The organism is Comamonas sp. BIGb0152 (assembly GCF_024809975.1).
In the GTDB taxonomy this organism is placed as follows: domain Bacteria; phylum Pseudomonadota; class Gammaproteobacteria; order Burkholderiales; family Burkholderiaceae_C; genus Comamonas.
The window spans coordinates 75,348-87,641 of record NZ_JANUDY010000012.1 but is presented as its reverse complement, the minus strand read 5'-3'; the positions used below and the strand labels follow the sequence as shown (position 1 = coordinate 87,641).

12 protein-coding genes are annotated in these 12,294 nt (G+C 65.4%); 9 read left to right on the top strand and 3 right to left on the bottom strand.

The window, feature by feature from the left end; all coding sequences use genetic code 11:
• Positions 1–7 precede the first annotated feature (7 nt).
• The 8 genes from M2375_RS20435 to M2375_RS20400 all read left to right on the top strand — a co-directional run bounded on the left by M2375_RS20435 (position 8) and on the right by M2375_RS20400 (position 8,132).
• Entirely contained in the window at positions 8–871 is an 864-nt protein-coding gene (locus M2375_RS20435; protein WP_259170047.1) for a MetQ/NlpA family ABC transporter substrate-binding protein, read from the top strand.
• Between the two features lie 50 nt (positions 872–921).
• Positions 922–2,280, top strand: a complete 1,359-nt coding sequence (locus M2375_RS20430; protein WP_259170046.1) for an LLM class flavin-dependent oxidoreductase — start codon at positions 922–924, stop codon at positions 2,278–2,280.
• Between the two features lie 26 nt (positions 2,281–2,306).
• A complete protein-coding gene (locus M2375_RS20425) occupies positions 2,307–3,113 on the top strand; it encodes a MetQ/NlpA family ABC transporter substrate-binding protein (protein ID WP_259170043.1) in 807 nt (268 codons plus the stop codon).
• Between the two features lie 26 nt (positions 3,114–3,139).
• Positions 3,140–3,973, top strand: a complete 834-nt coding sequence (locus M2375_RS20420) for a MetQ/NlpA family ABC transporter substrate-binding protein (protein WP_259170041.1) — start codon at positions 3,140–3,142, stop codon at positions 3,971–3,973.
• Complete coding sequence (locus M2375_RS20415; protein ID WP_259170040.1) at positions 3,970–5,253, top strand: acyl-CoA dehydrogenase family protein; 1,284 nt, start codon at positions 3,970–3,972, stop codon at positions 5,251–5,253. The genes M2375_RS20420 and M2375_RS20415 overlap by 4 nt, the downstream gene beginning before the upstream one ends.
• A gap of 124 nt (positions 5,254–5,377) precedes the next feature.
• On the top strand, positions 5,378–5,995 hold the full coding sequence (locus M2375_RS20410) for an NAD(P)H-dependent oxidoreductase (protein WP_259170037.1): 618 nt from the start codon (positions 5,378–5,380) through the stop codon (positions 5,993–5,995).
• Between the two features lie 137 nt (positions 5,996–6,132).
• Complete coding sequence (gene ssuD / locus M2375_RS20405) at positions 6,133–7,284, top strand: FMNH2-dependent alkanesulfonate monooxygenase (protein WP_259170034.1); 1,152 nt, start codon at positions 6,133–6,135, stop codon at positions 7,282–7,284.
• Positions 7,281–8,132 (top strand): amidohydrolase family protein, encoded by an 852-nt coding sequence (locus M2375_RS20400; RefSeq protein ID WP_259170032.1) that lies wholly within the window; start codon positions 7,281–7,283, stop codon positions 8,130–8,132. Before ssuD ends, M2375_RS20400 begins: the two co-directional genes overlap by 4 nt.
• Positions 8,133–8,182: 50 nt before the next feature.
• Here M2375_RS20400 and M2375_RS20395 read toward each other — a convergent pair whose 3' ends face one another.
• The gene (locus M2375_RS20395) at positions 8,183–9,094 is read right to left on the bottom strand and encodes a LysR family transcriptional regulator (protein WP_259170031.1); all 912 of its coding nucleotides are present in this window, start codon (positions 9,092–9,094) and stop codon (positions 8,183–8,185) included.
• Positions 9,095–9,237: 143 nt separating this feature from the next.
• Between M2375_RS20395 and M2375_RS20390 the strand changes: the two genes are divergently transcribed.
• Entirely contained in the window at positions 9,238–10,101 is an 864-nt protein-coding gene (locus M2375_RS20390; protein ID WP_259170029.1) for a pirin family protein, read from the top strand.
• A 102-nt stretch (positions 10,102–10,203) separates the two neighbouring features.
• Here the strand turns inward: M2375_RS20390 and M2375_RS20385 are convergent, their stop codons facing one another.
• Positions 10,204–11,196, bottom strand: coding sequence for an SGNH/GDSL hydrolase family protein (locus M2375_RS20385; protein WP_259170028.1), 993 nt, complete (start codon positions 11,194–11,196; stop codon positions 10,204–10,206).
• A 97-nt stretch (positions 11,197–11,293) separates the two neighbouring features.
• Positions 11,294–12,292: an L-threonylcarbamoyladenylate synthase gene (locus tag M2375_RS20380; RefSeq protein ID WP_259170027.1), complete on the bottom strand. Its 999-nt coding sequence runs from the start codon at positions 12,290–12,292 to the stop codon at positions 11,294–11,296.
• Between the last annotated feature and the right edge of the window lie 2 nt (positions 12,293–12,294).

Genomic DNA, 12,294 nt, shown 5'->3' with positions numbered 1-12,294 from the left:
AAATCCCATGTCTCAGAACCCTACATCTCCGCTGCCGGGCCAACGCCGGCGTTTTCTGTCCACGTCGCTGGCGGCAGGCGCCGCGCTGGCCACGGGGGCCTGGCGCAGCACGGCCCGGGCCGCCGTACCGGCAACCACCAAAGTACTGAAAGTCGGGGTCACCTCGGGCCCGCATGAGCAGGTGTTTGAGGCCGTCAAGAAGGTGGCCGAGCGCGACTATGGCCTCAAGATCGAGATCGTGTCCTTCAGCGACTATGTGATGCCCAATGCCGCACTGGATGCGGGCGATCTGGATGCCAACAGCTTCCAGCATGGTCCGTTTTTGCAGGCAGCGATCCGCGCACGTGGCTACAAGCTGGTGGGATTTGGCCGTACCTGGGTGGGCCCGATTGCGCTGTTCTCCAAGCGCTACAAGCGGCTCGAAGACGTGCCGGTGGGCGCGCAGATTGCGCTGCCCAACGACCCGGCCAATGGTGGGCGTGTGCTGCTGCTGTTGGAGAAGGGCGGGCTCATCAAACTTAAGCCCGGCATCGACCCGATCAAGGGCGTGTTTGCCTCGACCCAAGACATCACAGACAACCCGCGCAAGCTGCGCTTTGTAGAGCTGGAATCGCCGATGCTGGTGCGTGCGATGGACGATGTGGACCTGGCCGCCATCAATGCCGACTACGCCTACAAGGCGGGGCTCAACCCGACCAAGGACTCGCTGTTGGTCGAGGGTGGCGACAGCCCCTATGTCTGCCTGATTGCGGTGCAGGAGAAAAACCGCAACGCCCCCTGGGTGCCGCAGCTGGTGGCCGCCTACCGCACTGACGAGGTGCGCAGCTATATCCAGCAGGCCTTCAATGGCGTGGTCCTCCCATCGTGGTGATCGCGCACCCCACCTACTGCGCTCACTGACTGCCTTCACCGACACCGGCTATGACTGACAAAAAAATCATGCATGTCAACGCGTTCAACATGAACTGCGTGGGCCATATCCACCACGGCCTGTGGACGCATCCGCGCGACCAGTCCACCCAGTACCACACGCTCAAGTACTGGACCGATATTGCCAAGCTGCTGGAGAAGGGCCTGTTTGACGGCCTCTTCATAGCCGACGTGGTGGGCTACTACGACGTCTACCAGCGCGGGGTGGACCTGACCCTGCGCGAGGCCATCCAGCTGCCGGTGAACAACCCCTGGCTGCTGGTGTCAGCCATGGCGGCGGTGACCGAGCACCTGGGCTTTGGGCTGACGGCGACGGTCAACGCCCACCACCCCTACACCTTTGCCCGCGATGTCAGCACTTTGGACCAGCTCAGCAATGGCCGCATTGGCTGGAACATCGTCACCGGCTATGTGGACAGCGGCGCGCGCGGCCTGGGCCAGGACGGCCTGGCCGACCATGACAGCCGCTATGACCGGGCAGATGATTTTTTGGCCCTGGCCTACAAGTTCTGGGAAGGCAGCTGGGAGGAGGGCGCCGTGATCGCCGACAAGGCGCGCCGCATCCACACCCTGCCGGACAAGGTGCACCCTGTCGTGCACGATGGCCCGTTCTACCGCGCCAATGCCATCCACATGAGCGCCCCCTCGCCGCAGCGCACGCCGCTGCTGTTCCAGGCCGGCACCTCGCAGCGCGGGCTGCAGTTTGCCGGCCAGCATGGGGAGGGCATCTTTATCGGTGCGCGCACGCCTGAGGCGGCCAGGGATGCCTCGCGCAAGCTGCGTGCTGCGGCGGTGGCCGCTGGGCGCAGGGCCGATGACATCAAGATCTATGTGGGCGCGGCCGTGGTGGTGGCACCCACCCAGGCCGAGGCCGAGGAGAAATACGCCGACTACCTGGCCTATGCCAGCGCCGAAGGGGGCCTGGCGCATTTTGCCGCCAGCACCGGCGTGGATTTTGCGCAGTACGACCTGGACGAGCCCATCGTCTACGGCCAGGGCAATGCCATCCAGTCTGCCGTGCAGGCCGCCCAGCAGCAAGGGCTGACCACGCGGCGCAAGCTGCTCGAACAGTTCAGCCTGGGCAGCCGCTACAACACCATCGTGGGCGACCCGCAGCAGGTGGCCGATGCGCTGGAGCGCTGGCTGGATGTCGGCGAGATCGATGGCTTCAATCTCACCCGCATCGTCGTGCCCGAGACCTGGGAGGACTTTGCCCGCCTGGCCGTGCCCGAGCTGCAAAACCGGGGCCGCTACCGCACGCGCTACGAAGAGGGCAGCCTGCGCCACAAGCTGTTTGGCCGTGGCGATGGCCTACCCGCCAACCACCCCGGCGCGCAGCAGCGCCGATAAGCACCGAGATTTTTTTGAAAGCAGCCATGAAGTTTTTCCCCACATTGACAGCCCTGCTGCTGTCGCTCGCCACCCTGGGTGCCGCCCAGGCCCAGCCACTGCGCATCGGTGTCACGCCCGGCTCGCTCGCCGATTCGGCCCAGATTGCCGCGCGCGAAGCCAAGGCCCAGGGCCTGGATGTGCAGATTGTCGAGTTCACCGACTGGACGTTGCCCAATACCGCGCTGGTCAACCGCGATCTGGATCTGAACTACTACCAGCACCAGGCATTTTTAGACACTTTCAACCGCGAAAACCGCCAGGATCTGCGCGCCGTGGCCGTCGGCTCGCGCGGCAACATCGGCATCTTCTCCAAGCGCTACAAAAGCCTGGAGAGCCTGCCCAGTGGCGCCAGCGTAGCGCTGGCCAATGACACCTCCAATCAGGCGCGGGCCATTGCTACCTTGCGCGATGCGGGCCTGCTGACCTTGCGTGCCAATGCGCCCCAGTTGGCACAGATCGACGACATCGCCAGCAACCCCAAGAAGCTCAAGTTCATCGAGGTGGCCGGCCCCCAGCTGGCGCGGGCGCTGGATGACGCTGACATCACCGTGGTGAGCCTGGGCGGCCTGCTGCAGGCGGGCCAGCTGGAGACCGCCCGCAAGGGGCTGTACTACAGCGTGGGCTCGGATGCCTTCTGGGCCATCCACTTTGTCACCCGGGCCGACAACGTCAAGGACGCGCGGGTGCGCAAGTTCATCGATATCTACCAGCAATCCCAGGCGGTGCGCCAGCAGATCCACACGTCGTACGCCAATGAAAGCCGCTTCTACAGCCTGCCCTGGCTGAAGTAAGCGCACCAACCCCAAGAGGAGAGATGATGAAGACATTTGCGCTGAAAAAATACCTGCTGGCGCTGGGCGCTGGCGCATTGGTGGTAGCCACCGCTGCTGCTGCACCGTTGAAGATTGGGGTCACCCCCGGGTCGCTCGCCGACTCGGTGCAGGTGGCAGCCAAGGAGGCGCGCCAGGCCGGGCTGGAGGTGCAGGTGATCGAGTTCACCGACTGGACCACGCCCAACACCGCGCTGGATGCGGGCGATATCGATATCAACTACTTCCAGCACCAGGCGTTTTTGGACAATGCCATCCGCGACCGGGGCTACAAGATTGAGAGCGTGGGCCTGGGCCTGCTGCCCAATATCGGCCTGTATTCCAAAAAGCATGCAGCGCTGGCCGATATCCCGGTGGGCGCTTCGGTCGGGGTGGCCAATGACCCGGTCAACCAGGCCCGGGGCCTGCTGCTGCTGCAGACGGCAGGGCTCATCCAGCTGCGCCCTGGCGTGGGCGCCAAGGCCAGCGTGAACGATGTGGTGGGCAACCCGCGCAAGCTCAAGCTGCTGGAGGTGGAAGGCCCGCAGCTGGTGCGGGCGCTTGACGATGTGGCCCTCGCCCAGGGCTACCCGGCCCACCTGGTCAACGCCGGCCAGCGCGAGCTGGCCAGCCGCGCGCTGCTGTACTCCACTGTCGATGACCTGTATTACGCCATCCGCTTTGTGGCCCGCAGCGACCGCAAGCAAGACCCGCGCATTGCGCAGTTTGTGCAGATCTACCAGGCATCGCCCGCGGTCGCCAAGCAAATCAGTGCCTCGTTTGCCGATGACCCCAAGCTCTACTCGCTGCCTTGGAAAAACACCGCGAAAGCCGCACCATGAGCCAGGCCACGCTGACACGCCCCGTGCCCGAAGCTGCTGAGGCCGCCGATGCCAACGCCCCGAGCCTGGCCGCGCTGCAGCAGCGCTTTGCGCCGGTGTTTGCGCGTATTGCCGAGGGCGCTGCCGAGCGCGAGCACCGCCGCACCCTCGCCCATGCACCGCTGCAATGGCTGCGCGAGAGTGGCTTTACCGCCCTGCGCTTGCCAAAGGCCTTGGGCGGCAGTGGCGCATCGCTGGAGCAGTTGGTGGCCTTGCTGGTGGACCTGGCCGAGGCGGACCCCAACCTCACCCAGATCCTGCGGCCGCATTTTTTGTTTGTGGATCGCGTGCTTTACCAGGGCACGCCCGAGGCGCAGCGCCACTGGCTGCCCTTGGTGGCGCGTGGTGACACCTTTGGCAATGCCACGACCGAGGTGGGCGAGGGGGCCGTCGGCAGCCTGCAGACCACCTTGGTGCCTGACGGAGCAGCGCCTGGCCAGTGGCGGCTCAACGGCCAGAAGTTCTACAGCACCGGCAGCCTGTATGCCGACTGGATCAGCGTGCTGGCCCGCACCGTGGTGCCCGGCCAGGCCGAGCAGAGCGCGCATGCGCTGGTGGCGGGTGAGGCCCAAGGGGTGGAGCGGCTTGATGACTGGCGCGGCTTTGGCCAGCGCTTGACCGGCTCGGGCACCACCGTTTTGCGCGATGTGCTGGTTCCAGAGCATGCGGTGCTGCAGTTTCGCAGTGGTGAGCCCTCGCCCATCGTGGCCTTTGCGCAGCTGTTCCACCTGGCGAGCCTGGCGGGCATCGCCCGCGCGCTCAGCCGCGACACCCTGGCCTATGTGCAGGCGCGCCGCCGTGTGTTCAGCCATGGCGCTGCCGCCTTGCCCAAGGATGACCCGCTGGTGCAACACATCGTGGGCCAGCTGGCCAGTACTGCTTACATGAGCGAGCTGGTGGTGCGCGATGTGGCCCAGGCGCTGGGCCCGATTTTGCGCAGCGCCGAGGCCGGCAACGCGCGCGCGGACAAGGCCCAGCTCGATGCGCTGGAGCTGCGTGCCGCCCAGGCCCAGGTGGCGGTGGTGGATGCGGTGCTGCAGGCGGCCACGCGCATGTTTGATGTGGGCGGGTCGAGCGCGCTGGCTGAGGACCTGCGGCTGGACCGCCACTGGCGCAATGCCCGCACCCTGGCCTCGCACAACCCGGTCATCTACAAGGCCAAGTCGGTGGGCGACATGCTGCTCAACGGGGCCGAGCCGGTCTACTTCTGGCAGGTGGGCCGCGCAGCAAAAAACGAATAAGGACATGAGATTTCATTCCTTGGCCTGCGGCAGCGCAGTGGGTGTAATGGTTGTCTTGACGCTGGAGGCAGCGACCCGGATAGGCCGGGCCCTGGCCCCTGGCGTGTGAACGATTGGAATGAACATGAGCCGCGTTTTGAAAACCGTCATCGTCAACGGCAGCCTGGGCAAGCCTTCGCGCACCCGCAGCCTGCTCGACAGCCTGCACCTGCAACTGGGCCAGGCCCTGGGCCAGTCGGCCGAGCCGCTGCGCCTGGATGTGCGCCATATCGACCTGGTCGATCTGGTGGCCGACATCGGCCCGGTGCTGTACAAGGATGCGCTGCCCGCCCCCGCCCGTGATGCGCTGGAGGCGATTGAGGGCGCGGACTTTTTGATCGTCGGCTCTCCCGTGTACCGCGGCAGCCTGCCGGGCCTGCTCAAGCATCTGTTTGACCTGGTGGACCAGCATGCGCTGCAGGGTACGCCCGTGCTGCTGGCCGCCACCGGCGGCAGCCCGCGCCACTCGCTGGTGCTGGACCACCAGCTGCGCCCGCTGTTCGGCTTTTTCTCGGCCTTGACCTTGCCCATCGGCGTCTATGCGACGCCAGAAGACATCCAGGGCGGCGTGGTGGTGAGCGAGGCGCTGCACAAGCACATCGCCTTGGCCGTGCAACTGGCGGTGCCGGTGCTGCAGGGCTTGCCGCACAACCAGCGCAGCAGCCAACCAGCCTTGCACGCGCTGGAGCGCCAGGCCGCCTGAGCGCGCAGCGCGGGCCTGCGGTCCGTGCTGCCCCTTGTGTGACCTGCCCTTGGGGTTGGCCAGGCCTGCAAGCGGCCGGGCCCGCCCTGCGGCGTTCGCTGCACGCCTTTGCATTGCAGCACCTCTCCCCCTCAGCCATGGCCTCTACCTCCTCCACGCCCGAGCTGTTCTGGTTCCTGCCCACCTCCGGAGATACCCGCTATCTGGGCGCCTCGGATTTTGGCCGACAGCCCACGCCCGAGTACCTGCGCAGCATTGCCACCACCAGCGAGAACCTGGGCTATGACGGCCTGCTGATCCCGACCGGCAGCTCTTGCCTCGATCCCTGGGTGGTGGCATCCAGCCTGGCGCCTGTCACCCACCGCATCAAGCTGTTGGTGGCGCTGCGCACCTCGCTGGGCATGCCGGTGCCCAGCGCGCGCCAGGCCGCCACCTTGGACCAGGCGCTCGCCGGGCGCCTGCTGCTCAATGTGGTGCCAGGGGGCGATGCCACCGAGCTGGAAGCGGACGGCGTGTTTTTGGCCCACGACGAGCGCTATGCCTATGCCGATGAGTTTCTGACCATTTGGCGGCGTCTGCTGTCCGGCGAGACGGTGGATTTCGAGGGCAAGTACTTCAAGGTCAAACAGGGTAAGAATTTTTTCGAGTCGCTGCAAAAGCCGTATCCGCCTTTGTACTTTGGCGGCTCCTCGGATGCCGCGCATGACCTGGCGGCCAAGCATGTCGATGCCTACCTGACCTGGGGCGAGCCGCCCCAGGCGGTGGCGCGCAAGTTTGCCGATATCCGGGCGCGGGCCGCAGCCGCTGGCCGCCAGCTGCGCCTGGGCGTGCGCCTGCATGTGATCGTGCGCGAGACCAACGAAGAGGCCTGGGCCGATGCCGAGCGCCTGATCAGCAAGCTGACCGACGAAGACATTGCCAAGGCGCAGCAGAACCAGGCGCGCATGGACTCGGTCGGCCAGGCGCGCATGGCGGCGCTGCATGGCGGCAACCGCCAAAAGCTGGAGGTGGCCCCCAACCTCTGGGCTGGCGTGGGCCTGGTGCGCGGCGGTGCCGGCACCGCGCTGGTGGGCGATGCGGCGACGGTGGCCGAGCGCTTGCGCGAGTACATGGACATTGGTGCCGATACCTTTGTGCTGTCCGGCTACCCGCACCTGGAGGAGTCGATCCGCTTTGCTGAATTGGTGTTCCCGCTGCTGGGCAAGAAGCGCTTGACTACCGCGCGCTCGCAGACCGGCGGCGCGTTTGATGTTCGTAGTGTTCAACCCTGGAAGGAATCGGCTTCATGAGCCTGCCCGTGATCGATATGCGCTGCCGGCCAGCGTTTTTGCACAACTTTTTTGGCGCAACCCCAGGCTCGCCCGAGCATGACACCGCCCGCTGGTTGAACCGGCGCGTGGGTACGAGGGGCAGCGATACGCACTTTGAAGAATCGCTGACCCAAGACGGCTTTTTAAAGGCGGTGCGCGATGCCGGCCTGAGCCAGGCGGTCGTCGTGGGGCGGCATACGCCCTCGCAGCACCTGCCCAATGACACCATCCACCAGATCGTGCAGGGCCACCGCGAGTTGCTGGGCATTGCCGGGGTCGACCCGGTGCTGCAGGGCGAGCAGGCAGCGCTCGATGAGATCGAGCGTGCGGTGAAGGTACTGGGCCTGCGCGGCATCGACCTGGAGCCCGGCTTTGGCGACCCCGCCCGCCACCCTGATGACCCCGTGTACTGGCCCATTTACGAGCGCGCGCGGGAGCTGGGTGTGCCGGTGTTCCTGATGAGCGGCCCGACCACGCCGGACCCGAGCTTTAACGACCCGGCGCGCCTGGCCAAGGTCGCCCAGGCCTTCCCTGATCTGCCGCTGGTGGTCTACCACGGCTACTGGCCGCGCGTGCAAGAGGCCATTGGCCTGGCCTTCCGCTACGCCAATGTCTACCTGGTGCCAGACATGTATGTGTTCCAGCCCGGCAACCAGGCCTATGTGCAGGCCGCCAACCAGTTCCTGGGCGACCAGCTGCTGTTTGGCTCGTCCTACCCCTTCCGCCCCATTGGCCAGAGCATTGAGGACTTCTTGGCACTCGGCTTTGACGAGGCCGTACTGCCCAAGCTGCTGCATGGCAATGCAGCGCGGATCTTGGGGCTGTAACCCGCGCCTGTTCCGCCCCCCTCTGACCGCAACCCAAGTGCCCGGCCGCCTCAGCAGCCGGGCACTTTCGCAAAGGCGGCTGCCAGATGGTCAATCAGCGCCCGCACTGCCGGCAGCATGCCCCGGCGTGATGCAAATACTGCATGCACGGCCTCTTGGCGCGGGCCCCATTCGGGCAGTACCTTGACCAAGGTGCCTTTTTCCAGCTGCTCGTGCACCATGATCATCGGCAACTGCACCACACCCAGGCCGGCCATGGCCGCGCTGCGCAGCGCCACCATGTCGGTGGTGATCAGGCGTGGCTCGTGGGGCACCTGGATGTTGGGCAGGCTGTCGTGTTCCAGCTTCCAGACAAACTGCTGCTCGGGCGAGCCCAGCCAGAGGCTGGGCCAGTGCGACAGATCGGCGGGGCTGCGCACTATGCCCTGGCGGGAGGTCAGGATGGGGCTGGCCACCAGGTGCTGGGCATGGACCGAGAGCATGCGTACCGACAGATCGCTGTCTTGCAGCGGCATCGTGCGCACGCGGATCGCCAGGTCAAAGCCTTCGCCAATCACATCGACGGCGCGGTTGGTGGCATCGAGCTGCATGGTGACTTCGGGGTACATGACCATGAAGTCGGTCAACATGCGCTCGACCAGCTCATGGAGCAAGGTGATGGGGCAGCTCAGCCGCACAACGCCCCGGGGCTGTGACTGCACCGCCTCAATGCTCAGTTGCGCGGCCTCGGCCTCGACCAGCATGGCCTTGCAGTGCTGGTAGTAGGTCTGGCCCAGCTCGGTGACGGCGAATTTGCGGGTTGAGCGCAGCAAGAGGCGCACGCCCAGCCGCTCTTCCAGCAAGGCAATGCGCCGGCTGAGCTTGGACTTGGGCATGCCCAGCGCGCGCCCGGCAGGCGCAAAGCCGCCGTGGTCCACTACTTGAACAAAGTAGAACAAATCATTCAGATCGAAATGCTGCATGGCTGGCTTGGAGAGGCAGGGCTATCGTTCAGGAAATAGAACTATCAAGGCAGATTATGCCGTCTACCGCTTTCAGTGTTTCAGCACCACAATCATCAATACAGCCTCCGACACCGAGATTGGAGGCCAGACAGGAAATCCCGATGAAAAACGTTCTGCATGTCCAAGACGCACCCCGCCAGCACTGGGTTGGCGACGGCTTTCCCGTGCGTTCGCTGTTTTCTTACCAAAGCCACGGCCAGGTCCTGAGCCCCTTTTTGTTGCTGGACTTTGCCGGCCCGGCCGAATTTACCCCAGCCAGCACGCCACGCGGTGTGGGCCAGCATCCCCACCGGGGCTTTGAGACGGTGACCATCGTCTATGACGGCGAAGTGGCGCACCGTGACTCCACCGGCCAGGGGGGAGAGATTGGCCCCGGCGATGTGCAATGGATGACGGCGGGCGCCGGTATCTTGCATGAGGAGTTCCACTCGCCTGCGTTTACGGCCCAAGGCGGCAAGCTGCGCATGTTGCAGCTGTGGGTCAACCTGCCCGCCAAGGACAAGGGCGCAGCCGCTGGCTACCAGGCCATCAGCCAGGCGCAGATCCCTGCGGTGGCCTTGCCCGGTGGCGGCCAGGTGCGTGTGATTGCGGGTGACTACCAGGGCCAGCAAGGCCCCGCCAAGACCTTCACGCCCATGCATGTCTGGGATGTGCGGCTGGTTGCGGGTGAGACGCTGGAGCTGGATTTGCCCGAGGGCTGGAGCACGGCGCTGGCGATGGTGCAGGGCGCCGTGCTGGTCAACGGCAAGGATGTGGCCCGCGAGGCGCAGCTGGTGGTGATGGCACAAGAAGGGCGCCGCCTCACGCTGGAGGCCAATGGCGATGTGGCCTTGCTGCTGATGAGTGGCGAGCCGATTGACGAGCCCATCGTGGGTTATGGCCCCTTTGTCATGAACAGCCAGCAGGAAATTGTGCAGGCGGTCAATGACTTCAACAGTGGCAAGTTTGGCAGCATGCAAGCCTGATCGGCGGGTCTGAGATGCGCGACTCGAGCTCTCAGTAGCTCATAAAAAAATGGACACCTCGGTGTCCATTTTTGCTGTGTAGCTCGCTAAACGGGCGATGGCTTACCAATTCGCCTTCATGCGGTCATAGACCCAGTCGCCAAAGCGGCGGTGCGCTTGGGGCGTGTAGTTCACCAAGTCCGAGAACAGGTACTGGTCCACCTTGGAGGCATCGACCAGGGTGTCGGCGGTGCACAGCGAGGAGTTGATCTGGTTGGCGCCGATGTTCAGGCCATTGGTCGCGTCTGCGGTGGTGCAGGCCGGATCGGTGTAGTTGGTGAAGCTGTAGCTGCCAGGGTTGCCGGTCATGGAGTTGAAGTAGTACTGCACGTCGGCGTACAGCACTTCCGTGCCCGACAGGCCGTACAAGGCGTTCAGCAGGCCATTGTTGAAGGCCGTGGTGGCGGCTTCCAGGGTGCTGGAGGGCTTGGGATCTGCGCTGGGTTGCGCCTTGTCCAGGCTGATGGCCCACAGGGTACGGCCCAGGTTGGGGGTGCCTACGGACAGAATGCGGGGCGCGCCTGCCGTGTTGAGGCGGCGCACCTGGGCAGCGAGTTGCTGGCCAGCGGTGGTCATGTCGGCCAGGTACTGGTCGCGGGTCTTGGTGCCGGCGGCGAATTCGTTGTAGCCAGCGATGACATCGCTCATGCCGCCGCTCATCAGCACAAACTGGTTGCTGGTGAAGCTGGGGTTGGCAGCCAGGTAGCTGTCAATCTGGGCGGTGATGGAGGGGGCATTGGTCGTGCCGGTGGCATCGGCCTGGGACACGCGGGCATTGCCATAGGCATAGGCGGTGCCGCCTTCCTTGGCCGCTTTGATCGTCAGGTCATAGCGGTAGGCGATTTCGCGCGTCCAGTTGTTGTAGCTGCCGTTGCTGACCGAGTAGGGGCGGCCATTGGCGTTTTGGCCCAGGTCGGTCATTGCATCACCAAAGGTGATGATGCTATCGGGGCGAATTGAGTTTGCGGTTGAGCTCGATCCGCAGGCCGCCAAAATGGCCACCGAGGCAGCAGCCACGGCGGTCAACATGGTACGGCGCATCCAGTTTGCTGCCATGAGAGTTCTCCAATAAGTAGTGCGTAGTGTAGCGAGGCTGACCTTGGCCACCACAGCGATGAGGTAAAGAGTGGTAAACGAAGCGGAACCGGGCCTGTCAGCCCGCAGCCGCCGCGCGCTGCAAGCGGTCACTGACGCCTTCCCAATCGGCGCTGTCCGGCGGGGTTTCGATCCAGATAAGTTTGGCGCCCCAGTCGTCAAAATCGCGCAGCAGGCCAAACAGCTCGTGGGCGGTGGCCAGCGGGGCATCGGGCATGCGCTGCAGGCGCAGCTGCGTGCTGCTGCTGCGCAGCGGACTGCGGTGGTAAACGGCGATGTGCCGCGCATCGGCGCCCAGCACATCCAGCGCCGATTGCAGCTGCTTGGCATCCATCAGCCGCAGCTTGGCGCTGGGCGCATAGTGCGCCAGCAAGGTGCCCGAGGCGCGCGGCGTGTCTGCCGTCAGCTCTTGCATCGACAAGGGGCGGGTGCCGCAGGCGCGTTGGATATCGTCGCGCGTGATGGCGCCGGGGCGCAGCAGCACGGGCAGGCCGCGCGTGCAATCGACAATGGTTGATTCAATGCCGATATCGCAGGCGCCGCCATCGAGCACCAGCAAGTCATCGCCCAGCTCGGCGGCCACATGCGCGGCCGTAGTGGGGCTGACGCGCCCAAACTTGTTGGCGCTGGGCGCTGAGACACCCCAGACCGGCGGGCTGAGCTGCTGGCAGGCCCGCAGCACCGCTTGCGCCACCGGGTGCGAGGGGCAGCGCAGGCCTACGCTGTCCTGGCCTGCGGTGGAGGCATCGGCCGCACCGGGCCGGCGCGGCAGGATCAGGGTGAGCGGCCCGGGCCAGAAAGCATCGATCAGCTGCTGGGCAAACACCGGCACCGCCTTGGCATAGCGCTGCGCGCCGGCGGCATCGGCCACATGCACGATCAGCGGGTGGTCGGCGGGCCGGCCCTTGGCGCTGAAGATCTGCGCCACGGCGGCATCGTTGTCGCTGTCAGCGGCCAGGCCGTAGACCGTCTCGGTCGGCAGGCCGACCAACCGCCCCGCCTGCAGCGCCAGCGCCGCAGCGCGCACCGAGGTGTCGAGCTTTCCATCCAGTATCACGG

Coding starts and splice junctions, on each gene's coding strand:
- M2375_RS20410 (WP_259170037.1), top strand. CDS start 5,378: ATGAGCCGCGTTTTGAAAACCGTCATCGTCAACGGCAGCCTGGGCAAG.
- M2375_RS20395 (WP_259170031.1), bottom strand. CDS start 9,094: ATGCAGCATTTCGATCTGAATGATTTGTTCTACTTTGTTCAAGTAGTG.
- M2375_RS20430 (WP_259170046.1), top strand. CDS start 922: ATGACTGACAAAAAAATCATGCATGTCAACGCGTTCAACATGAACTGC.
- M2375_RS20420 (WP_259170041.1), top strand. CDS start 3,140: ATGAAGACATTTGCGCTGAAAAAATACCTGCTGGCGCTGGGCGCTGGC.
- M2375_RS20400 (WP_259170032.1), top strand. CDS start 7,281: ATGAGCCTGCCCGTGATCGATATGCGCTGCCGGCCAGCGTTTTTGCAC.
- M2375_RS20415 (WP_259170040.1), top strand. CDS start 3,970: ATGAGCCAGGCCACGCTGACACGCCCCGTGCCCGAAGCTGCTGAGGCC.
- M2375_RS20390 (WP_259170029.1), top strand. CDS start 9,238: ATGAAAAACGTTCTGCATGTCCAAGACGCACCCCGCCAGCACTGGGTT.
- M2375_RS20385 (WP_259170028.1), bottom strand. CDS start 11,196: ATGGCAGCAAACTGGATGCGCCGTACCATGTTGACCGCCGTGGCTGCT.
- M2375_RS20435 (WP_259170047.1), top strand. CDS start 8: ATGTCTCAGAACCCTACATCTCCGCTGCCGGGCCAACGCCGGCGTTTT.
- M2375_RS20425 (WP_259170043.1), top strand. CDS start 2,307: ATGAAGTTTTTCCCCACATTGACAGCCCTGCTGCTGTCGCTCGCCACC.
- ssuD (WP_259170034.1), top strand. CDS start 6,133: ATGGCCTCTACCTCCTCCACGCCCGAGCTGTTCTGGTTCCTGCCCACC.